Consider the following 21,335-nt stretch of genomic DNA (forward strand, 5'->3'; position numbering starts at 1 on the left):
CATGGTCCTCGGTTCTGATGCTTCGCCCCTGACCTTTGTAGGAGCGAGGCTTGCCCGCGAATCGACGCACCGCGGTGTGTCAGGCAAGATGCCTTCGCGAGCAAGCCTCGCTCCTACAGGGTTGTGTTGATTCCCGATAAGGAAAAGGCCATGTCTTTTGCGGTGATTCAAATGGTCAGCCAGAGCGATGTGCTGGCCAACCTGACCCGGGCCCGGTATCTGCTTGAAGAAGCGGCAGCAGGCGGCGCGCAGTTGGCGGTGCTGCCGGAAAACTTCGCCGCCATGGGCCGTCGCGACATTGCCGACATCGGTCGCGCCGAGGCGCTGGGCGAAGGTCCGATCCTGCCGTGGTTGAAACAGACCGCCCGCGACCTCAAGTTATGGATAGTGGCCGGCACCTTGCCGTTGCCGCCGCTGGACCATCCGACGTCCAAGGCGCATGCCTGCTCGTTGCTGGTCAATGATCAGGGCGAAACGGTGGCGCGCTACGACAAGCTGCACCTGTTCGACGTGGACGTGGCGGACAACCGCGGGCGTTATCGCGAATCCGATGACTATGCTTATGGCAGTGGGGTCGTGGTGGCGGACACGCCCGTCGGCCGGGTCGGTCTGACGGTGTGTTACGACCTGCGCTTCCCGGAGCTATACAGCGAGTTGCGAGCTGCGGGCGCGCAATTGATTACCGCGCCGTCGGCGTTTACCGCGGTGACCGGGGCGGCGCATTGGGATGTGCTGATTCGCGCACGGGCCATCGAGACTCAATGTTATGTGCTCGCGGCCGCCCAGGGTGGGACGCATCCGGGACCTCGAGAAACCTGGGGGCACGCCGCAATCGTCGACCCTTGGGGACGGGTGCTGGCACAACAGAATCAAGGCGAGGCCGTGCTGCTGGCCGAACGCGATAGCAGCGAACAGGCGTCCATCAGGGCGCGGATGCCGGTGTCCAGTCACCGGCGCTTTTTCTCGCAGGGCGCACAGCGACCTGCCCAGAACGACGAATTTAAGGCGTAAACATATGAGCGAGTTGTTGTCCTCCGTCAGTGAACACCTCCTGGCGCCCGGTGGCGTAACGATCGAGAGCCTGCAAGGTGTGCTCGGCGATCTGGCCGGTCCGGGCATCGATGCCGCGGATCTGTATTTCCAGGGGCAGATTTCCGAGTCCTGGGCGCTGGAAGACGGGATCGTCAAGGAAGGCAGCTTCAACCTCGACCAAGGTGTGGGCGTGCGTGCGCAATCGGGTGAAAAAACCGGTTTCGCTTACAGCAATGCCATCACCCTCGAAGCCCTCGGCGCAGCGGCCCGTGCGGCGCGTTCGATCTCCCGCGCCGGGCAGAACGGCACGGTGCAGGCGTTCACCACGGCGGACGTCGCCCAGTTGTACGGGCCGGACAACCCGTTGGAAGTGATGAGCCGCGCGGAAAAAGTCGAACTGCTCAAGCGTATCGACGTGGCAACTCGCGCCCTTGACCCGCGTATCCAGCAAGTCACCGTGAGCATGGCCGGGGTCTGGGAGCGCATTCTTGTCGCTTCGACCGACGGCAGCCTGGCCGCCGATGTGCGGCCGCTGGTGCGCTTCAACGTCAGCGTGATCGTCGAGCAAAACGGCCGCCGCGAACGCGGGGGGCATGGCGGTGGCGGTCGTACCGATTACCGTTATTTCCTCAGCGATGACCGCGCCATGGGCTACGCCCGTGAAGCGCTGCGTCAGGCGCTGGTCAACCTTGAAGCCATTCCTGCGCCGGCCGGTACGTTGCCGGTGGTGTTGGGTTCGGGCTGGTCCGGCGTGCTGCTGCACGAAGCGGTCGGCCACGGTCTTGAAGGTGATTTCAACCGCAAGGGCAGCTCGGCCTACAGCGGGCGCATGGGCGAGATGGTTGCGTCCAAGCTGTGCACCATCGTCGATGACGGCACGCTGGCCGGTCGTCGCGGTTCCCTGAGCGTCGACGACGAAGGCACCCCGACCGAGTGCACCACGCTGATCGAAAACGGCGTGCTCAAAGGCTACATGCAGGACAAACTCAACGCCCGCTTGATGGGTGTGGCCCGCACCGGTAACGGTCGCCGTGAATCCTACGCGCATTTGCCGATGCCACGAATGACCAACACCTACATGCTGGCGGGCGAAAGCGACCCGGAAGAAATCATCAAGTCGGTCAAGCGCGGCATCTATTGCGCTAACCTCGGCGGCGGGCAGGTGGACATCACCAGCGGCAAGTTCGTGTTCTCCACCAGCGAGGCGTATCTGATCGAAGACGGCAAAATCACCGCCCCGGTCAAAGGCGCGACGTTGATCGGCAACGGCCCGGAAGCCATGAGCAAGGTGTCGATGGTCGGTAACGATCTGGCGCTGGACAGCGGGGTGGGGACGTGTGGCAAGGATGGGCAGTCGGTGCCGGTGGGTGTCGGCCAGCCAACGCTGAAAATCGATGCGATCACTGTGGGTGGCACAGGATCGTAAAAGGATGGAGCTTCGGGTGAGCCGCTTGGCGACTCACCCGATTCGAGATTTAACGCAGACCGCGTTGAGTCTCGTCCAGCTCACGGATGTACTTGAAGATTTTACGGCTCGATGCCGGTGGCTTGTTGGTCGCCAGTTCGTGCTGGGCCTGACGGATCAGGGAGCGCAACTGCTGACGATCAGCCTCCGGGTAGTCGAGCACGAACTTCTCCAGGACCGCATCGTCGCCCGCGATCAAGCGATCGCGCCAGCGTTCCAGGCCATGGAAACGTTCGTTGTACTGCCGGGTGGAGGCATCGAGTTGATCGAGCAACATGAGAATGGCGTCAGTGTCCTGATCGCGCATCAGTTTGCCGATGAACATAAGGTGCCGTTTACGCGCGATATTCGCGGTGTGCTTGGGCGCATCAGCCAGTGCCCGGCGCATAGCGTCGGTCAACGGCAGTTTTGCCAGCAAGTCAGGCTTGAGCGTTGTAAGGCGCTCGCCGAGGTCAACCAGAGCATGAAGCTCGCGTTTAACCTGGGATTTGCTTTTTTCTCCCGTATCGAGGGAGTCGTCGTAAGAATCAACCATGGTGGCCGTCCGCAAAGAAACGCCGCCATGATAACCAGTCGGGGGCCGCTTGTCCGGCCCGGTCGCTCGAAGGCCCCAGCCGAAAGCAGAATTTGAGTGGAGAACAGCATGAGTGCAGTTGAAAGCGTCGGCCCACAAGCGTTGCCGGCACTGCAAGAACAAGTCGAGCAGATCATCGCTGAAGCCAAGCGTCAGGGGGCCAGTGCCTGTGAGGTCGCTGTATCCCTGGAACAGGGCCTGTCCACCTCGGTGCGCCAGCGTGAAGTCGAAACCGTCGAATTCAACCGCGACCAGGGCTTTGGTATCACCTTGTACGTTGGTCAGCGCAAAGGCTCGGCCAGCACCTCGGCCAGTGGCCCAGAAGCGATTCGTGAAACCGTCGCGGCGGCGTTGGCCATCGCCAAGCACACCTCCGAAGACGAAGCTTCCGGCCTGGCAGATGCCGCGCTGATGGCCAGGGATCTGCAGGATTTCGACCTGTTCCATGAATGGGACATCACCCCGGAGCAAGCCATCGAGCAGGCGCTGACCTGTGAAGCCGCGGCATTTGCTACCGACAGCCGGATCAAGAACGCCGACGGCACTACCCTCAGCACTCATCAAGGCTGCCGTGTTTACGGCAACAGTCACGGTTTTATCGGTGGCTATGCGTCGACCCGTCACAGCCTGAGCTGCGTGATGATTGCCGAGGCCGATGGCCAGATGCAGCGCGATTACTGGTACGACGTGAACCGTCAGGGCAACTTGCTGGCCGACCCGGTGAGCATCGGTCAACGTGCCGCGCAACGGGCCGCGAGCCGGTTGGGTGCCCGTCCGGTGCCGACCTGCGAAGTGCCGGTGCTGTTTTCTGCGGAACTGGCCGGTGGCTTGTTCGGCAGCTTCCTCTCGGCGATTTCCGGCGGCAGCCTCTATCGAAAATCGTCGTTCCTTGAAGGCACGCTGGGTCAGAAGCTGTTCCCGGAATGGCTGACCATCGACGAGCGTCCGCACTTGATGCGCGCCATGGGCAGTTCGGCGTTCGACGGTGATGGCTTGGCGACGTACGCGAAACCGTTCGTCGAAAAAGGCGAGTTGGTGTCCTACATCCTCGGCACTTACTCCGGTCGCAAGTTGGGCATGCCGAGCACCGCCAACGCGGGTGGCGTGCACAACCTGTTCGTCACCCATGGTGATGAAGATCAGGCCGCCTTGCTGCGCCGCATGGGGCGTGGCTTGCTGGTCACCGAGCTGATGGGCCAGGGGCTGAATATGGTCACCGGTGATTATTCCCGGGGCGCGGCGGGTTACTGGGTCGAGAACGGCGAAATCCAGTTCGCGGTCCAGGAAGTGACCATCGCTGGCAACATGCGCGACATGTTCAAGCAGATCGTTGCCGTCGGTAATGACCTGGAATTGCGCAGCAACATTCGCACCGGTTCGGTGTTGATCGAGCGGATGACCGTCGCGGGCAGCTAACGCTTGCCGCTACACAAAAAGGCGCGCCACCCATTGGGTGGCGCGCCTTTTTTATGCGCCATACATCGGCCCCCTGTGGTAGCGAGCCTGCTCGCGATAGCGGAGTGTCAGACGATACGGATATTGAATATTCGGCCGCCTTCGCGAGCAGGCTCGCTCCCAGAATGGATTTCGGTGTGTTCTCTCGGGGTTGTTTTGGTTCTCATTATCATATAATAATAAATCTCATTACCGAGCGAGCCCGGATTATGAGTTCTGCCTTGCACGAGCAACCTTACCTCGAAAGCTGGCGCTGGATGAGTCGCCAGATCCGTTGCGCGATGGACCCCGACGAGCCGCGCCTGATCGAACATTACCTGGCTGAAGGCCGGTATCTGGCGTGCTGCACGGCCACTTCTCCCTGGACCATCGCCGAGACGTCCTTCCGTTTGTTGCTCGACACCGCCGCCGATGTCGCGCTGCCCTGGCACTGGCGGACCTACTGCCTGGATCAGGCCTGGCGCCCGCTGCGCGAACTCGAACGCCTCTCTCTGTGCAAATGCCGCCTCAAGCGCTGGCAAAGCTACACCTGGCAACTCTCGATCTGCGAGTTGCAGCCCTCGATTCCTCTCATAGAACTGGTGCAAGGATTTACAGATGACCAAGACTCGTATTGAGCGCGACAGCATGGGCGAGCTTCAAGTCCCGGTGGATGCGCTCTATGGCGCGCAGACCCAGCGTGCGGTGGATAACTTCCCGATCAGCGGCAAGCCGATGCCGGTGCAGTTCATCCGTGCGTTGATCCTGGCCAAGGCGGCCGCCGCCCAAGCCAACGTCGAGCTCAAGCAAATCAGTGAATCCCAAGGCAAATCCATCTTTGACGCGGCACTGAGCCTGCTCAAGGGCGACTTCATGCAGCACTTCCCGGTGGACATCTTCCAGACCGGTTCCGGCACCAGTTCCAACATGAACGCCAACGAAGTGATTGCCACCCTGGCGAGCCGCCTGCTCGGCGAGCCGGTGAACCCTAACGACCACGTGAACTGCGGCCAAAGCAGCAACGACATCATCCCGACCACCATCCATGTCAGCGCCGCACTCGCGTTGCATGAGCAACTGCTGCCGGCGCTGGTGCGTCTGGTGCAGGTCATCGAACGCAAGGCTGAAGAGGTTCATCACCACGTCAAAACCGGTCGCACGCACCTGATGGACGCCATGCCGGTGCGCATGAGCCAGGTGCTCAATGGGTGGGCGCAACAGCTCAAGGCCAACATCGGTCATTTGCAGGACCTGCTGCCGAGCCTGCAATCCCTGGCCCAGGGCGGCACGGCGGTCGGTACCGGGATCAATGCACATCCGCAATTCGCAGCACGTTTCAGCCAACAGCTGAGCGAGCTGACCCATGTTCAGTTCACGCCGGGCAAGGATCTGTTTGCGCTGATCGGCTCCCAGGACACTGCGGTGGCTGTCTCCGGGCAGCTCAAAGCGACAGCGGTTTCGTTGATGAAAATCGCCAACGACCTGCGCTGGATGAACTCCGGCCCGCTGGCCGGCCTCGGCGAAATCGAACTCGAAGCCTTGCAGCCGGGCTCTTCGATCATGCCCGGCAAGGTCAACCCGGTGATCCCGGAAGCCACCGCTATGGTCGCCGCCCAAGTGATCGGCAATGACACGGTCATCACCATCGCTGGTCAGTCGGGCAATTTCGAGCTGAACGTGATGCTGCCGATCATCGCCCAGAACCTGCTGAGCAGCATCGAACTGCTGGCCAACTCCAGTCATCTGCTGGGTGAGAAGGCCATTGCCAGCTTCAAGGTCAACGAATCACGAATCAAAGAAGCGCTATCACGCAATCCGATTCTGGTGACCGCACTCAACCCGATCATTGGGTACCAAAAAGCCGCTGAAATCGCCAAGAAGGCCTATCAGCAAGGGCGCCCGGTGATCGATGTCGCCCTGGAGCACACCGACCTGACGCGCAGCCAACTGGAAGAATTACTCAACCCAGAGAAGCTCACCGCAGGCGGCGTGTAATCACCGCTACCGCTTTGGAGGCTCACCATGGAGCACTGGAAACGCACGATCGAAAGGGCCAATCGCCATTTCATGCTGGGCGAATTGGTCGATGCCCGCGAGGCTTACTTGCAGGCCCTTGCCTTGGCCCAGGTGTTGTTCGAGCGCTGGGCGGATGCCGACGAAGCGGTGGCGGCCAGCGTGATTTCCCACCACAACCTGGCGGACCTGCATTTGCGTCTGAACCAGCCAGAGGAGAGCGCCGAATACCTGTGCGCGATCCATCAGCGGTTGTTGCAGACCTTGCAGGACCCACGACTGGCGCCAGCCCTGCGTGAAGCAGCGTTGCGCCAGAGCAGCAAAACCTACGTCGAGCTGCTGAATTTCATCAGCGAACACGGCGAATACCCGCGTACGCATCGATTGCTGCACATCGATGCCGCCTCGCCTGCGCCCCTACATCATGGAGTTCATTGAAATGGCTTTTACCTTGCCTGCCTTGCCCTACGCCTACGACGCCCTGGAACCGCACATCGATGCGCAGACCATGGAAGTCCACTACACCAAGCACCACCAGACTTACATCAACAACCTCAACGCTGCGGTGGAAGGCACCGAGTTTGCCGAGTGGCCGGTGGAAAAACTGGTCGCCAGCGTCCTGCAGTTGCCGGAAAAACTCCGGGCGGCGGTGATCAATCAGGGCGGCGGCCACGCCAACCATTCGCTGTTCTGGCAAGTGATGGCGCCCAACGGCGGCGGCAATCCTGAAGGCTCCTTGGCTGAGGCGATCGATGAGCAACTGGGCGGCCTGAGCAGTTTCAAGGAAGCCTTCACCAAAGCCGCGCTGACTCGTTTCGGCAGCGGCTGGGCGTGGCTCAGTGTGACGCCGCAAAAGACACTAGTCGTTGAAAGCAGCGGTAATCAGGACAGTCCATTGATTAACGGCAATACGCCAATCCTAGGCCTGGATGTCTGGGAACACGCGTATTACCTGCAGTACCAGAACCGTCGTCCGGAATACATCAATGCGTTCTACAACGTGATCAATTGGCCTGAAGTCGCTGCGCGTTATCAGGCTGCGCTGGTTTAAGTCCTCTATAAAAACAATCCAAGGCTGACTATGGGCACTGAAACACTGGCGATCGGAGGCGGACGAATGTTTCGTTACGCGTTGGGATCGCTGTTGCTGCTGGCGGGCATGTCGTTGTTGGTCGCCAATGGGCTGGCGTGGTTCGATCTGGAACCCAAGCTGCTGCGTGCACTGCAGGGCGGGGCGGTTTGTGCCCTGGGCACTGCGTTGGGCGCGGTGCCGGTGTTGGTGATTCGCCGCATGCCGCAGGCGGTCAGCGATACGTTGCTCGGTTTTGGTGCCGGGGTGATGCTCGCGGCGACGGCGTTTTCGCTGATCGTTCCGGGTATTTCCGCTGCTGAAAGCCTGGGGCTGACACCCTGGGCGGCCAGTGGTCTGATCAGCTTCGGCATCATGCTCGGCGCGTTCGGGCTGTTTCTGGTGGACCGAAAGGTGTCTGGCGCCTCGCCGCAAATGCTCGTCGGAACCCTGGAGCGGCCGGTCATCCCGCCACGGATCTGGTTGTTTGTGTTTGCCATCATTGCCCACAACATTCCTGAAGGCATGGCGGTCGGTGTTTCGGCCGGTGGTGGGATGCCGGATGCAGACAGCCTGGCCATGGGCATTGCGTTGCAGGATGTGCCGGAAGGGTTGGTGATTGCGCTGGTACTGGCAGGGGCGGGGATGTCGCGGGTCAAGGCATTCCTGATCGGTGCTGCCTCAGGTCTGGTTGAGCCGGTCTTTGCGCTGTTGTGCGCCTGGCTGGTGAGCCTGGCCGAATTGCTATTGCCGTTAGGGTTGGCGTTGGCGGCGGGTGCGATGTTGCTGGTGGTCACCCATGAAATCATCCCCGAGTCGCGGCGCAATGGTCACGACAAGCTGGCGAGTCTTGGCTTGTTGATCGGGTTTTGTTTGATGATGGTGATGGATACTGCACTCGCCTAGGCGAGTGCTTAACCGCCTTCGCCGAAGTAGTCGTTGATCAACTCCACCAATGCCTGCAAGGCCTCGTCAGCCTGTTCACCTTCGGTACTGAGGTGGATTTTTGTTCCCTTGCCGGCGGCGAGCATCATCATGGCCATGATGCTTTTTCCGTCGACCAAGGAGTCGGGAGTACGTCCGACCCGGATCGTGCAATCCTTGAACTCACCGGCAACGCCAACGAATTTTGCCGAAGCGCGGGCATGCAGGCCCAGCTTGTTGATGATTTCGATTTCCAGAGCAGGCATCGCGATGTGAATCCTTTAGCTGAGGTCGCGGTGGCGAACCTGGACGTTCTTCAGGGATTGTTGCAGGACCTGGCCCAGACGTTCGGTCAGGTAGACGGAGCGGTGATGCCCGCCGGTGCAGCCAATGGCAATGGTGACATAAGCGCGGTTGCTGGCGGCAAAGCGCGGCAACCACTTGAGCAGGTAAGTGGAAATGTCCTGGAACATCTCTTCGACGTCCGGTTGTGCCGCCAGGTACTCGGCCACCGGTTGATCAAGCCCGGACTGATCGCGCAATTCCGGCTTCCAGTAAGGGTTGGGCAGGCAGCGCACGTCGAACACCAGATCCGCATCCACCGGCATGCCACGCTTGAATCCGAAAGATTCCACCAGGAACGCAGTGCCGCTATCTGGCTGGTTCAACAGGCGCAACTTGATGGTATCGCGTAGTTGATACAGGTTCAGGTTGGTGGTGTTGACTTTGAGGTCCGCCAGATCGGCGATCGGCCCCAGCAAACTGGTTTCGTCCTGAATTGCCTCCGCCAACGAACGGTGGGCAGTACTCAGTGGGTGGCGGCGGCGGGTTTCCGAGAAGCGTTTGAGCAGGGTTTCTTCGTCGGCGTCCAGGTACAACACATCACACTTGATATGCCGGCTGCGGACTTCTTCGAGCAATTCCGGAAACCGCGAAAGGTGGCTCGGCAGGTTGCGTGCATCGATGGATACCGCGACCAGGGGTTGTGCCAGCTCGGTATGAATAAGTGCGCGCTCGGCCAGTTCCGGCAGCAATCCGGCGGGCAGGTTGTCGATGCAGTAGTAGCCGTTGTCCTCGAGAACATCGAGTGCGGTACTTTTACCTGAGCCGGAACGGCCACTGACAATGATCAAACGCATGATTAGTGACCGTTTTGCTCGTCCAGGACAACCTGATACAAGGCTTCGTTGCTCGGGGCGCTACGCAGTTTTTCGCGTACTTCCTTGCGATCAAGCATGCTGGCGATCTGGCGGAGCAGTTCCAGGTGCGCATCGGTAGCTGCTTCCGGGACCAGCAGAACAAACAGCAGGTCAACCGGGGCGCCGTCGATGGCGTCGAAATCAATGGGTGCGTCGAGGTGCATCAGGGCACTGATGGGCGAGGTGCAGCCCTTCAGGCGGCAGTGGGGAATGGCGATGCCGTTGCCAAAACCGGTCGAACCGAGTTTTTCACGCGCAATCAGAGCCTCAAAGACATCTTGCATTTCCAGATCCGGCACTTCCCGGGCGATCAGGTTGGCAATTTGCTCGAGGGCTTTCTTTTTGCTGCCGCCCGGCACGTTCACGAGGGAACGGCCGGGGGTCAGGATGCTTTCAAGTCGGATCATGGGTTGGGAGTGTTAACGACCGGTAGCGCCCTGAAGGAGGCTTTGGGTCTTTTCCTTATGCTTTTTGAGTTGTTTATCCAGCTTGTCGGTCAGTGCGTCGATCGCCGCATACATATCGGTATGCTCCGCGTTGGCGACCACTTCATTGCCGGGAATATGCAGCGTGGCTTCGATTTTCTGCTTGAGCTTTTCGACCGTCATCGTGACCTGCACGTTGGTGATCTTGTCGAAATGCCTCTCTAATCGTTCGAGTTTTTCGCCGATGTAGGTGCGAAGAGGTTCGGTCACTTCCAGTTGGTGTCCACTGATGTTGACTTGCATACAGCTTCTCCTTCGTTGCCAGTGCATAAAGCGGTAGATCAGATGATCTACCACTGGAACGCTGTGGCGTGGCTCTACATCAACCGCTTGCGTTCGCTCGAAGGCGCGATCCCGAGGGATTCGCGGTACTTGGCGACGGTGCGGCGAGCCACCTGAATGCCTTGTGCCTCCAGTAAACCAGCGATCTTGCTGTCACTCAACGGCTTTTTCTGATTTTCCGCGGCAACCAGTTTTTTGATGATCGCGCGGATCGCTGTGGACGAGCATTCGCCGCCTTCGGAGGTGCTGACATGGCTGGAAAAAAAGTATTTCAGTTCATATATGCCCCGTGGGGTATGCATGAATTTCTGCGTGGTCACCCGTGAAATCGTCGACTCGTGCATGCCCACCGCCTCGGCAATATCATGCAGCACCAGCGGTTTCATCGCTTCGTCGCCGTACTCCAGGAAGCCGCGCTGATGCTCGACAATCTGGGTGGCCACTTTCATCAGGGTTTCGTTGCGGCTTTGCAGGCTTTTGATGAACCAGCGAGCTTCTTGCAACTGATTGCGCATGAAGGTGTTGTCGGCGCTGGTGTCGGCGCGGCGCACAAACCCGGCGTATTGGGCGTTGACCCGCAGCCGTGGCACCGATTCCTGGTTCAGCTCGACCAGCCAGCGCTCGTTGTCCTTGCGCACGATGACGTCAGGGACAACGTATTCGGCTTCACTGGACTCGATCTGCGAGCCCGGACGCGGGTTGAGGCTCTGCACCAGCTCGATGACCTGGCGCAGTTCATCTTCCTTGAGCTTCATGCGGCGCATCAGCTGGCTGTAGTCGCGACTGCCGAGCAGGTCGATGTAGTCGGTGACCAGGCGTTTCGCTTCGGCCAGCCAGGGGGTCTTGGCTGGCAGTTGGCGCAGTTGCAGCAGCAGGCATTCACTCAGGTTGCGGGCGCCAATGCCGGCCGGTTCGAATTGCTGGATGCGGTGCAGGACGGCTTCGATTTCGTCCAGTTCGATGTCCAGTTCCGGATCGAAGGCCTCGAGAATTTCCTCAAGGGTTTCGTCCAGGTAGCCCTGATTGTTGATGCAGTCGATCAGGGTCACGGCGATCAGGCGATCGGTGTCGGACATCGGTGCAAGGTTCAGTTGCCACAACAAATGGCTTTGCAGGCTTTCACCGGCCGATGTGCGGGTGGTGAAATCCCACTCGTCGTCATCGTTGCTCGGCAGGCTGCTGGCGCTGGTCTGGTAGACGTCTTCCCACGCGGTATCGACGGGCAGCTCGTTGGGAATGCGCTCGTTCCAGTCGCCTTCCTCGAGGTTATCCACCGTCGGGGCGGTTTCCTGGTAGGAGGGTTCCGAAATGTCGGCGTTGGGGAGCTGTTCGGCTTTGTCGGCCAAAGGGTCGGCGTTATCGAAGTCGTCGCCTTCTTCCTGGCGTTCGAGCATCGGATTGGACTCCAGGGCCTCCTGGATTTCCTGTTGCAGGTCCAGGGTCGACAATTGGAGCAGGCGGATAGCCTGTTGCAGCTGCGGTGTCATCGTCAGCTGCTGGCCCATTCTCAAGACTAGCGATGGTTTCATGGCAGGGGCTTAACACCTTATTCGCCGGCGCACATGCGCCATCCACTACAGGGCGCCGGAGCGCCAAACATAAGCAAATTATATGCCCGAAACTGCAGCGTTTGCCTAGAGCGCTGTAACAATAAAAAAGTATTGATTTTTTATCGAGACAAGCGCTCGGACAATCAGCCAGACACCTTAGCGCTTAAAGGCGGAATTCATGGCCCAGATACACTTCCTTGACCAGTTCGTTGGCCAGGATGGTGGCGGAGTCACCCTCGGCGATCAACTGGCCATCGTTGACGATGTAGGCGGTTTCGCAGATATCCAGGGTTTCACGGACGTTGTGGTCAGTGATCAGCACGCCAATGCCTTTGGCCTTGAGGTGGTAGATGATCTGTTTGATGTCGCCCACCGAAATCGGGTCCACACCGGCGAATGGTTCGTCGAGGAGGATGAATTTCGGGTTGGTGGCCAGTGCCCGGGCGATTTCCACCCGACGACGCTCACCGCCGGACAGGCTCATGCCGAGGTTGTCGCGGATGTGGCTGATGTGGAATTCCTGCAGCAGGCTTTCCAGCTCCTTGCGACGCTCTGCCTTGTCGAGTTCCTTGCGGGTCTCGAGGATGGCCATGATGTTATCGGCCACCGACAGTTTGCGGAAGATCGACGCTTCTTGCGGAAGATAGCCGATACCGGCCTTTGCACGACCGTGCATCGGCTGGTGGCTGACGTCTAGATCGTCGATCAGTACGCGACCCTGATCGGCCTGTACCAGGCCAACGATCATGTAGAAACAGGTGGTCTTGCCGGCGCCGTTAGGACCCAGCAGGCCGACGATCTGACCGCTGTCAATGGACAGGCTGACGTCACGCACGACTTGGCGGCTCTTGTAGCTCTTGGCCAGATGCTGAGCTTTCAGAGTTGCCATTACGGGGCCTTTTTCTCGTCGGTTTTTGGCTTGGGCTGGATCACCATGTCGATGCGCGGACGCGACTCGGTGACCTTGTTGCCCGTGGCGCGACCGGCGCTCGCCAGCTTTTTCACCGTGTCATAGACGATTTTCTCGCCTTGGGTGACGTTGTTGTCCTTGTCGATGACTTTTGCACGATCGATCAATACGACGCGGTTTTGCGAGGCGTGGTACTGGATGGTCACTCCGTAGCCCTGAACCGGCTTGGTGTCGCCAGCCGTCTGCATCTGCTCAAAGTAGGCAAGGTTGCCCACCGAGGTCACCACATCGATGTCGCCAGCCGGGGTACGGGTGATGGTCACGGTATTGCCGGTGACCTTCATCGAGCCCTGAGTGATGATCACGTCACCTTTATAGGTGGCAATGCCATTCTTGTCGTCCAGTTGGGCGTCGTCGGCCTGAATGCGGATAGGCTGCTCTTGATCGTTCGGCAGAGCCCAGGCGCTCACGCTTCCCAGTGCTGCGCCCAGACTGAGCAAAATAGGGAGAGTTTTAACGAGCCTCATACTGTCCTCTTACGTTCGATAGCAGGTGTATCCTGCTTTCTTTCAAATACGCTTTCATTCCGTTGCCTGTCGATACACCGCCAGCGCCGTCGATTCTAACGGGTTGATCGGTCTGCGCATATTGCTGCTGCGGGAACACTGTCATTCGGGTGGTGGTAATCAGGGTTCTGCGGTTTTTCTCGTCGAAACGCGTGATGCGCACCGAGTCAATCAGCTCGACCTGAGTGCCGTCCGGGTTGACTTCGCCGTGCTCACTCTGGACGTGCCAGGGAAACTGGGTGCCACGAAACATGTTCAGGTCGGGGTTGGTCAGCAACGTCACCTCGGTCGCCTTCAGGTGTTCAACCTTGTCGGACGTCATCTCGTATTGCAATTTGCCGTCTGGCAGGTACTGCACGCTGTGGGCGTTGAGCGCGTAATAGTCGATCGCGGTTTCGTCTACCTTGACCACGGGTTTGTCGAGGAAGCGTTCGGGGCTGATGTTCCAGTAGCCGACCGCGGCGAACAGCGCCGCGATGCAGCCGAACACCAAGATGTTACGAATCTTTTTGCTCAGCATAATGGGCTCACAGGTACGCGGCGTTGGCCGCATCGAGGCGGCCCTGGGCGCGCAGGATCAATTCACAAAATTCGCGAGCGGCACCCTCGCCACCACGGGCCAGGGTGATGCCATGGGCGTTTTCACGCACGAAGCTGGCAGCGTTTGCTACGGCCATGCCCAGACCCACGCGGCGAATCACCGGCAGGTCCGGCAAGTCGTCACCCAGGTAGGCGACCTGTTCATAGCTTAGGTTGAGTTGGGCGAGAAGTTCGTCGAGCACCACCAGTTTGTCTTCACGACCCTGATAGAGGTGTGGAATGCCGAGGTTCTTCGCCCGTCGCTCGACCACTGGGGTCTTGCGGCCGCTGATGATAGCGGTCTGCACGCCGGCTGCCATCAACATCTTGATGCCTTGGCCGTCGAGCGTGTTGAACGTCTTGAATTCACTGCCGTCTTCGAGAAAGTACAGGCGCCCGTCGGTCAGCACGCCATCGACGTCGAACACCGCGAGTTTGATCTGTTTGCCGCGTTGCAGCAGGTCCGTGCTCATTACATTACTCCCGCACGCAGCAAGTCGTGCATGTTCAAGGCGCCGACCGGGCGGTCTTCGCTGTCGACCACGACCAGTGCGTTGATCTTGTGGTCTTCCATTATTTTCAGGGCTTCGGCGGCGAGCATCTCGGCGCGAGCGGTCTTGCCGTGCGCGGTCATGACCTGATCGATGGTGGCGCTATGAATGTCGATGCTGCGGTCCAGTGTGCGGCGCAAGTCACCGTCGGTGAAGATCCCGGCCAGTTTGCCATCGGCTTCCAGGATCACGGTCATGCCCAGGCCCTTGCGGGTCATTTCCATCAGCGCATCCTTGAGCAGCGTGCCGCGTTGAACCTGCGGCAGCTCCTGGCCGGCGTGCATGACGTTTTCGACTTTCAGCAAAAGGCGTCGGCCCAGCGCGCCGCCTGGATGGGAAAAGGCGAAGTCTTCAGCGGTAAAACCCCGGGCTTCCAACAGAGCAACGGCCAGGGCGTCGCCCATCACCAGCGCGGCGGTGGTCGATGAGGTCGGTGCCAGGTTCAGTGGACAGGCTTCGTGCTCGACGTGAACGTTGAGGTTGACCTCGGCGGCCTTGGCCAGCGCCGAGTCCGGGTTGCCGGTCACGCTGATCAATTTGATGCCCAGCCGTTTGATCAGGGGCAGCAGGGTGACGATTTCATTGGTGGAACCGGAGTTCGACAGGGCCAGGATGATGTCGTCGCGGGTGATCATGCCCATGTCGCCGTGGCTGGCTTCGGCCGGGTGCACGAAAAAGGCCGTGGTGCCGGTGCTGGCCAGGGTGGCGGCGATCTTGTTGCCGATGTGCCCCGATTTGCCCATGCCGACCACGACCACGCGGCCTTTGCTGTCCAGAATCATCTCGCAAGCGCGTACGAAATCTGCGTCGATATGGGGCAGCAAGCCTTGTACGGCTTCCAGTTCGAGGCGGATGGTGCGTTGTGCAGATTGAATCAGGTCGCTGGATTGGCTCATGTCAGAAATCGTATAGCCTGATGAAAAGGCGGCGATTATAGCGGTAATGATCAAAACCCTCACGCAAGTTCGTCACGCTTTGTCATTCCCTGTTACCGAATCCCCTCTGAACGAGGCTTTTTGCCTGTCATGTTGCTGAACATGGGCCGGCTTGGGCCTTGGGCGCTTGGCCTTTGCAGTGATATAGTTCGCCGCCAGTTCGGCCTGCCCGGGGAGGTATGTGCTTTCGTCAGAAAGCCAGGCGTCCGAGTGTGAGGCTGCATCGCAAGGAGTTTAGATGAGTGCCGATAACGCCTACGCGGTCGAGCTGAAGGGACTGTCCTTCAAGCGCGGTGCGCGCAGCATTTTCAATAACGTCGATATCCGTATCCCGCGCGGCAAGGTCACCGGCATCATGGGGCCTTCCGGGTGTGGCAAGACCACGCTGTTGCGGTTGATGGGCGCACAGTTGCGGCCCACCAAGGGCGAAGTCTGGGTCAATGGCCAGAACCTGCCAAAGCTGTCGCGCAGCGATTTGTTCGATGCGCGCAAGCACATGGGCGTGTTGTTCCAGAGCGGCGCGCTGTTTACCGACCTCGACGTGTTCGAGAACGTCGCCTTTCCGCTGCGCGTTCATACCGAGCTGCCGGAAGAAATGATCCGTGACATCGTCCTGCTCAAATTGCAGGCCGTGGGGTTGCGTGGCGCCATCGACCTGATGCCCGACGAACTGTCCGGTGGCATGAAGCGCCGTGTCGCGCTGGCGCGGGCGATTGCCCTCGACCCGCAAATCCTCATGTATGACGAACCCTTTGTCGGTCAGGACCCTATCGCCATGGGCGTGTTGGTGCGCCTGATCCGCTTGCTCAATGATGCGCTGGGCATCACCAGTATCGTGGTCTCCCACGATCTGGCCGAGACTGCCAGCATCGCCGACTACATTTATGTGGTGGGCGACGGCCAGGTCTTGGGGCAGGGCACTCCCGAGGAGCTGATGAACTCGCAGGAGCCGCGAATTCGTCAATTCATGACCGGCGATCCCGACGGTCCGGTCGCCTACCACTTTCCAGCGACGGATTACCGCGCAGATCTTCTGGGGAAGCGTTGATGCGCAAGATTTCACTATTGGAACGCGTGCGTCGATTCGGCCACGGCGGCATCGATGTGCTGGCGGTGTTCGGCCGTTCGGCGATTTTCCTGTTTCATGCCTTGCTCGGTCGCGGTGGTATCGGCGGCGGCTTTGGCCTGCTGGTCAAGCAACTGCATTCGGTGGGCGTGATGTCCCTGGTGATCATTGTGGTCTCCGGGGTGTTCATCGGCATGGTGCTGGCGTTGCAAGGCTTCAACATTCTGTCCAGCTACGGTTCGGAGCAGGCGGTCGGGCAGATGGTTGCGCTGACGCTGTTGCGTGAACTTGGCCCCGTGGTCACGGCATTGCTGTTCGCCGGGCGTGCAGGTTCGGCGCTGACCGCCGAAATCGGCAACATGAAGTCCACCGAACAATTGTCCAGTCTGGAAATGATTGGCGTCGACCCGCTCAAGTACATCATTGCCCCGCGGCTGTGGGCCGGCTTCATTTCCCTGCCAGTGCTGGCTATGATTTTCAGCGTGGTGGGCATATGGGGCGGTTCGTGGGTGGCCGTCGACTGGCTGGGTGTCTATGAAGGTTCCTACTGGTCCAACATGCAGAACAGCGTGACGTTCACGGATGATGTGCTCAACGGCATCATCAAGAGCATCGTCTTCGCCTTTGTCGTGACCTGGATCGCCGTATTCCAAGGGTATGACTGCGAGCCCACTTCCGAGGGGATCAGTCGTGCCACTACCAAGACCGTGGTGTACGCCTCTTTGGCTGTGCTCGGCCTGGACTTTATTTTGACCGCCTTGATGTTTGGAGATTTCTGATGCAAAACCGCACCCTGGAAATCGGTGTCGGCCTTTTCTTGCTGGCTGGCATCCTGGCTTTGCTGTTGCTAGCGTTGCGGGTCAGTGGCCTGTCCCCAAGTGCCACCACCGATTCTTATAAACTTTATGCGTATTTCGACAATATCGCCGGTTTGACGGTCAGAGCTAAAGTGACCATGGCCGGTGTGACCATCGGCAAGGTCACGGCGATCGATCTGGACCGCGACAGTTTCACCGGTCGAGTGACGATGCAGCTGGAAAAGCGCGTAGATAACCTGCCGACTGACTCCACTGCATCTATCCTGACGGCTGGCCTGTTGGGCGAGAAGTACATCGGCATCAGCGTGGGCGGCGAAGAAGGCTTGCTCAAGGAGGGTGGAACCATTCACGACACCCAGTCGTCGCTGGTGCTCGAGGACCTGATCGGTAAATTTCTGCTCAATACCGTTAGCAAAGACGCCAAATGAGGAGCTTTTGAATGATCTCTACCTTGCGACGTGGCCTGTTGGTATTACTCGCGGCCCTGCCGTTGATGGCTAACGCCGTGGCAGCGCCCTCAGCGCACGAAATCGTGCAGGACACCACGACTCGGTTGCTTGCCGACCTGTCGGCCAACAAAGAGAAGTACAAGCAGGACCCGAAAGACTTTTACACGGCGCTGAACACCATCGTCGGGCCAGTCGTGGATGCCGAGGGCATTTCCAAAAGCATCATGACGGTCAAATACTCGCGCAAAGCCACGCCGGCGCAGATGAAGACCTTCGAAGAAAACTTCAAGAGAGGTCTGTTCCAGTTCTATGGCAACGCCTTGCTTGAGTACAACAATCAGGGCATTACCGTCGACCCTGCCAAGGATGAGTCTGGAGACCGTACCAGCGTTGCCATGACGGTCAAAGGCACCAACGGCTCGATCTATCCTGTGTCGTACACACTCGAGAAGATCAATGGCGAGTGGAAACTGCGCAACGTGATCATCAACGGCATCAACATCGGCAAGCTGTTCCGCGATCAGTTCGCTGATGCGATGCAGCGCAATGGCAATGACTTGGACAAGACCATCAATGATTGGGCCGGCGAAGTCGCCAAGGCCAAGGAAAAAACCGCAGACGCCACCGAGAAGTCTGTCCAATGAGTGTGTCGGCCATTCGGATGAGCGAAACCGGCGAGCTGCGACTGAGCGGCATGCTGGATTACCTCACCGGCCCTGGTCTGCGCAAGCAGGGGCAGGCGTTGATCAAGTCCAGCACGGCTGCCGAAGTGGTAGTCGATTGTTCGGCAGTGTTGAAGTCCAGCAGCGTAGGCTTGTCCCTGCTGCTGTGCTTCATGCGCGATGCAGAGGCGGCCGGCAAGGCGCTGAGCATCCGCGGGCTGCCAGAAGACATGCGTGAAATCGCTCAGGTCAGCGAATTGACCGAGCTGTTGGCGCATCCCTAACCAGCATCTATTAAGAAGCCCCCCGTCAGAGTCCTGCTTCGCGGGGTTCGCAGGCGCGGGGCTTTTTTGTATGATGTCCGACCCGCGCGCACAGGGCGCCGATTGAGGTTGAGCATGCAGGCCGTAGAAGTGAAGAGCTTCCTTGAAGGAAAGCTGCCCGGAACGTTGGTAGAAGTTGAGGGCGAAGGCTGCAATTTCCAGCTGAACGTGATTAGCGATGAACTGGCGGCGTTGAGCCCGGTGAAGCGTCAGCAGCAGATCTATGCCCATTTGAACCCATGGATCACCGATGGCAGCATCCATGCGGTCACTATGAAATTTTTCAGCAGCGCGGCCTGGGCCGAGCGCACCTGAGCCCAAGGGCGTCGAGATTCTTATGGATAAATTGATTATTACTGGCGGCGTTCGTCTTGATGGCGAAATCCGCATCTCCGGGGCGAAAAACTCTGCCCTGCCGATTCTGGCTGCAACCCTGCTGTGCGATGGCCCGGTAACGGTTGCCAACCTGCCGCACCTGCACGACATCACCACGATGATCGAGCTGTTCGGCCGCATGGGCATTGAGCCGGTGATCGACGAGAAGCTCAGCGTCGAAATCGACCCGCGCACCATCAAGACCCTGATCGCACCGTATGAGCTGGTGAAAACCATGCGTGCATCGATCCTGGTGCTGGGCCCGATGGTTGCCCGTTTCGGTGAAGCCGAAGTCGCCCTGCCTGGCGGTTGCGCCATTGGCTCGCGTCCGGTTGACCTGCACATTCGTGGCCTCGAAGCCATGGGCGCGGTCATCGACGTCGAAGGCGGCTACATCAAGGCCAAGGCGCCTGAAGGCGGCTTGCGCGGTGCGCACTTCTTCTTCGACACCGTCAGCGTAACCGGTACCGAAAACATCATGATGGCCGCTGCTCTGGCCAAGGGCCGCAGCGTGTTGCAGAACGCCGCTCGCGAACCTGAAGTCATCGACCTGGCGAACTTCCTGATTGCCATGGGTGCCAAGATCACTGGCGCCGGCACCGACACCATCACCATCGATGGCGTTGAGCGTCTGCACCCGACCACGTACAAAGTGATGCCTGACCGTATCGAAACCGGCACCTACCTGGTGGCCGCAGCCGTAACCGGCGGTCGTGTGAAGGTCAAGGACACTGATCCGACCATCCTCGAAGCCGTTCTTGAGAAACTCAAGGAATCGGGCGCGGAAATCACCTGCGGCGAAGACTGGATCGAGCTGAACATGCACGGCAAGCGGCCAAAAGCCGTCAACGTGCGGACCGCTCCGTACCCGGCGTTCCCGACCGACATGCAAGCGCAGTTCATCTCCCTCAACGCCATTGCCGAAGGCACGGGCGCCGTGATCGAGACGATCTTCGAAAACCGCTTCATGCACGTTTACGAACTGCACCGCATGGGCGCCAAGATCCAGGTCGAAGGCAACACGGCCATCGTCACCGGTACCGAAAAGCTGAAAGGCGCGCCAGTGATGGCCACCGACCTGCGTGCTTCGGCCAGCCTGGTGATCTCGGCACTGATTGCCGAAGGCGACACCCTGATCGACCGCATCTACCACATCGACCGTGGTTACGAGTGCATCGAAGAGAAACTGCAGATGCTCGGCGCCAAGATCCGCCGCGTACCGGGCTAGTTTCTGCTGCATGGGCGCAGGGACGCGCCCGTTGAATTTGTTTCAAGTCGAGCCTGTTTCTGGCTCGATGTGTGTCCGGCGCCATTTGCGACCGGGCATCAGTAGCCTGATAAGGACTGACGTTTCCCATGTTGACCATCGCACTGTCCAAGGGCCGCATCCTTGACGACACCCTGCCGCTTCTGGCTGAAGCGGGCATCGTGCCGACCGAGAATCCGGACAAGAGCCGCAAGCTGATCATCCCCACGACTCAGGCCGATGTGCGCCTGCTGATCGTGCGCGCTACCGATGTGCCGACCTACGTCGAACATGGTGCCGCGGACCTGGGCGTCGCCGGTAAAGATGTGCTGATGGAATATGGTGGCCAGGGTCTGTACGAGCCTTTGGACCTGCGAATTGCCCTGTGCAAGCTGATGACCGCCGGCCGTGTCGGCGACGTCGAGCCCAAGGGCCGCCTGCGAGTGGCGACCAAGTTCGTCAACGTTGCCAAGCGTTACTACGCCGAGCAGGGCCGTCAGGTCGACATCATCAAGCTCTACGGCTCGATGGAACTGGCGCCGCTGATCGGTCTGGCAGACAAGATCATCGACGTGGTCGACACCGGCAACACCCTGCGCGCCAATGGCCTGGAACCCCAGGATTTCATTGCCGACATCAGCTCCCGGCTGATCGTCAATAAAGCTTCGATGAAAATGCAGCACGCCCGTATCCAGGCGTTGATCGACACCCTGCGCAAGGCAGTGGAGTCTCGACACCGCGGCTGATTCACCTGCGCGACGTTAAGTCGCGCCCGTCTATCCGCCTCATAGCCAGAATTCTCAGGTGCCCAAGCGGAAACGACTGCTA

Annotated in this window: 27 protein-coding genes; 16 read left to right on the forward strand and 11 right to left on the reverse strand. The window is 59.5% G+C overall.

Going from position 1 to position 21,335, the window contains the following annotated elements; genetic code table 11:
- The first annotated feature begins 150 nt into the window (after window positions 1–150).
- Together ACA068_RS04860 and tldD are read left to right on the forward strand one after the other, a co-directional pair.
- Window positions 151–1,011 carry a carbon-nitrogen hydrolase family protein gene (locus ACA068_RS04860; protein WP_497308041.1) on the forward strand — a complete coding sequence of 287 codons (861 nt, stop codon included), beginning with the start codon at window positions 151–153 and terminating at the stop codon, window positions 1,009–1,011.
- A gap of 4 nt (window positions 1,012–1,015) precedes the next feature.
- Window positions 1,016–2,458: a metalloprotease TldD gene (gene tldD / locus ACA068_RS04865; protein ID WP_497297416.1), complete on the forward strand. Its 1,443-nt coding sequence runs from the start codon at window positions 1,016–1,018 to the stop codon at window positions 2,456–2,458.
- Between the two features lie 49 nt (window positions 2,459–2,507).
- On the opposite strand, the gene yjgA is transcribed toward tldD, so the two are convergent.
- Complete coding sequence (gene yjgA, locus ACA068_RS04870; RefSeq protein WP_054049927.1) at window positions 2,508–3,032, reverse strand: ribosome biogenesis factor YjgA; 525 nt, start codon at window positions 3,030–3,032, stop codon at window positions 2,508–2,510.
- Window positions 3,033–3,140: 108 nt separating this feature from the next.
- Between yjgA and pmbA the strand changes: the two genes are divergently transcribed.
- The 6 genes from pmbA (at window position 3,141) to ACA068_RS04900 (ending at window position 8,493) form a co-directional block, all read left to right on the forward strand.
- Entirely contained in the window at window positions 3,141–4,487 is a 1,347-nt protein-coding gene (pmbA, locus tag ACA068_RS04875; RefSeq protein WP_497308043.1) for a metalloprotease PmbA, read from the forward strand.
- Between the two features lie 248 nt (window positions 4,488–4,735).
- Complete coding sequence (locus ACA068_RS04880; protein WP_497308045.1) at window positions 4,736–5,143, forward strand: FagA protein; 408 nt, start codon at window positions 4,736–4,738, stop codon at window positions 5,141–5,143.
- A complete protein-coding gene (locus tag ACA068_RS04885) occupies window positions 5,124–6,500 on the forward strand; it encodes a class II fumarate hydratase (RefSeq protein ID WP_497308047.1) in 1,377 nt (458 codons plus the stop codon). The genes ACA068_RS04880 and ACA068_RS04885 overlap by 20 nt, the downstream gene beginning before the upstream one ends.
- A gap of 27 nt (window positions 6,501–6,527) precedes the next feature.
- Window positions 6,528–6,956 carry a DUF2753 family protein gene (locus ACA068_RS04890; RefSeq protein WP_497308049.1) on the forward strand — a complete coding sequence of 143 codons (429 nt, stop codon included), beginning with the start codon at window positions 6,528–6,530 and terminating at the stop codon, window positions 6,954–6,956.
- A gap of 1 nt (window position 6,957) precedes the next feature.
- On the forward strand, window positions 6,958–7,569 hold the full coding sequence (locus tag ACA068_RS04895; RefSeq protein WP_497308051.1) for a superoxide dismutase: 612 nt from the start codon (window positions 6,958–6,960) through the stop codon (window positions 7,567–7,569).
- A 30-nt stretch (window positions 7,570–7,599) separates the two neighbouring features.
- Window positions 7,600–8,493 (forward strand): ZIP family metal transporter, encoded by an 894-nt coding sequence (locus ACA068_RS04900; RefSeq protein WP_497308053.1) that lies wholly within the window; start codon window positions 7,600–7,602, stop codon window positions 8,491–8,493.
- Window positions 8,494–8,501: 8 nt separating this feature from the next.
- Here ACA068_RS04900 and ACA068_RS04905 read toward each other — a convergent pair whose 3' ends face one another.
- From ACA068_RS04905 to ACA068_RS04950, 10 genes are all read right to left on the reverse strand, one after another.
- Window positions 8,502–8,777, reverse strand: coding sequence for an HPr family phosphocarrier protein (locus ACA068_RS04905; RefSeq protein WP_497308055.1), 276 nt, complete (start codon window positions 8,775–8,777; stop codon window positions 8,502–8,504).
- Between the two features lie 15 nt (window positions 8,778–8,792).
- A complete protein-coding gene (gene rapZ / locus ACA068_RS04910; protein ID WP_145306962.1) occupies window positions 8,793–9,650 on the reverse strand; it encodes an RNase adapter RapZ in 858 nt (285 codons plus the stop codon).
- 2 nt (window positions 9,651–9,652) lie between these two features.
- The gene (gene ptsN / locus ACA068_RS04915; protein ID WP_347803529.1) at window positions 9,653–10,117 is read right to left on the reverse strand and encodes a PTS IIA-like nitrogen regulatory protein PtsN; all 465 of its coding nucleotides are present in this window, start codon (window positions 10,115–10,117) and stop codon (window positions 9,653–9,655) included.
- 12 nt (window positions 10,118–10,129) lie between these two features.
- Window positions 10,130–10,438: a ribosome hibernation-promoting factor, HPF/YfiA family gene (gene hpf / locus ACA068_RS04920; RefSeq protein ID WP_007941242.1), complete on the reverse strand. Its 309-nt coding sequence runs from the start codon at window positions 10,436–10,438 to the stop codon at window positions 10,130–10,132.
- A 74-nt stretch (window positions 10,439–10,512) separates the two neighbouring features.
- Entirely contained in the window at window positions 10,513–12,006 is a 1,494-nt protein-coding gene (locus ACA068_RS04925; protein ID WP_497308057.1) for an RNA polymerase factor sigma-54, read from the reverse strand.
- A gap of 184 nt (window positions 12,007–12,190) precedes the next feature.
- Window positions 12,191–12,916: an LPS export ABC transporter ATP-binding protein gene (lptB, locus tag ACA068_RS04930; protein WP_010463322.1), complete on the reverse strand. Its 726-nt coding sequence runs from the start codon at window positions 12,914–12,916 to the stop codon at window positions 12,191–12,193.
- The gene (lptA, locus tag ACA068_RS04935) at window positions 12,916–13,464 is read right to left on the reverse strand and encodes a lipopolysaccharide transport periplasmic protein LptA (RefSeq protein ID WP_497308059.1); all 549 of its coding nucleotides are present in this window, start codon (window positions 13,462–13,464) and stop codon (window positions 12,916–12,918) included. Before lptA ends, lptB begins: the two co-directional genes overlap by 1 nt.
- The gene (lptC, locus tag ACA068_RS04940; protein ID WP_497308061.1) at window positions 13,451–14,023 is read right to left on the reverse strand and encodes an LPS export ABC transporter periplasmic protein LptC; all 573 of its coding nucleotides are present in this window, start codon (window positions 14,021–14,023) and stop codon (window positions 13,451–13,453) included. Before lptC ends, lptA begins: the two co-directional genes overlap by 14 nt.
- Before the next feature lie 7 nt (window positions 14,024–14,030).
- Window positions 14,031–14,555: a KdsC family phosphatase gene (locus tag ACA068_RS04945; protein WP_497308063.1), complete on the reverse strand. Its 525-nt coding sequence runs from the start codon at window positions 14,553–14,555 to the stop codon at window positions 14,031–14,033.
- Window positions 14,555–15,529 carry a KpsF/GutQ family sugar-phosphate isomerase gene (locus tag ACA068_RS04950; protein WP_462025519.1) on the reverse strand — a complete coding sequence of 325 codons (975 nt, stop codon included), beginning with the start codon at window positions 15,527–15,529 and terminating at the stop codon, window positions 14,555–14,557. The genes ACA068_RS04945 and ACA068_RS04950 overlap by 1 nt, the downstream gene beginning before the upstream one ends.
- Window positions 15,530–15,806: 277 nt before the next feature.
- Between ACA068_RS04950 and ACA068_RS04955 the strand changes: the two genes are divergently transcribed.
- The 8 genes from ACA068_RS04955 (at window position 15,807) to hisG (ending at window position 21,253) form a co-directional block, all read left to right on the forward strand.
- Window positions 15,807–16,616 (forward strand): ATP-binding cassette domain-containing protein, encoded by an 810-nt coding sequence (locus tag ACA068_RS04955; protein WP_131061203.1) that lies wholly within the window; start codon window positions 15,807–15,809, stop codon window positions 16,614–16,616.
- On the forward strand, window positions 16,616–17,413 hold the full coding sequence (gene mlaE, locus ACA068_RS04960; protein WP_497308065.1) for a lipid asymmetry maintenance ABC transporter permease subunit MlaE: 798 nt from the start codon (window positions 16,616–16,618) through the stop codon (window positions 17,411–17,413). Before ACA068_RS04955 ends, mlaE begins: the two co-directional genes overlap by 1 nt.
- Entirely contained in the window at window positions 17,413–17,880 is a 468-nt protein-coding gene (gene mlaD / locus ACA068_RS04965) for an outer membrane lipid asymmetry maintenance protein MlaD (protein ID WP_497308067.1), read from the forward strand. The genes mlaE and mlaD overlap by 1 nt, the downstream gene beginning before the upstream one ends.
- Window positions 17,881–17,891: 11 nt before the next feature.
- Window positions 17,892–18,545, forward strand: a complete 654-nt coding sequence (locus ACA068_RS04970; protein ID WP_497308069.1) for an MlaC/ttg2D family ABC transporter substrate-binding protein — start codon at window positions 17,892–17,894, stop codon at window positions 18,543–18,545.
- Window positions 18,542–18,847 carry an STAS domain-containing protein gene (locus tag ACA068_RS04975; protein WP_497308070.1) on the forward strand — a complete coding sequence of 102 codons (306 nt, stop codon included), beginning with the start codon at window positions 18,542–18,544 and terminating at the stop codon, window positions 18,845–18,847. The genes ACA068_RS04970 and ACA068_RS04975 overlap by 4 nt, the downstream gene beginning before the upstream one ends.
- Before the next feature lie 114 nt (window positions 18,848–18,961).
- Window positions 18,962–19,201 carry a BolA family protein gene (locus ACA068_RS04980; protein WP_007912386.1) on the forward strand — a complete coding sequence of 80 codons (240 nt, stop codon included), beginning with the start codon at window positions 18,962–18,964 and terminating at the stop codon, window positions 19,199–19,201.
- Between the two features lie 22 nt (window positions 19,202–19,223).
- The gene (murA, locus tag ACA068_RS04985; RefSeq protein WP_010463300.1) at window positions 19,224–20,489 is read left to right on the forward strand and encodes a UDP-N-acetylglucosamine 1-carboxyvinyltransferase; all 1,266 of its coding nucleotides are present in this window, start codon (window positions 19,224–19,226) and stop codon (window positions 20,487–20,489) included.
- A 128-nt stretch (window positions 20,490–20,617) separates the two neighbouring features.
- The gene (gene hisG, locus ACA068_RS04990; protein WP_007901570.1) at window positions 20,618–21,253 is read left to right on the forward strand and encodes an ATP phosphoribosyltransferase; all 636 of its coding nucleotides are present in this window, start codon (window positions 20,618–20,620) and stop codon (window positions 21,251–21,253) included.
- Window positions 21,254–21,335 lie beyond the last annotated feature (82 nt).

It is taken from the genome of Pseudomonas sp. LBUM1660 (genome assembly GCF_059695935.1).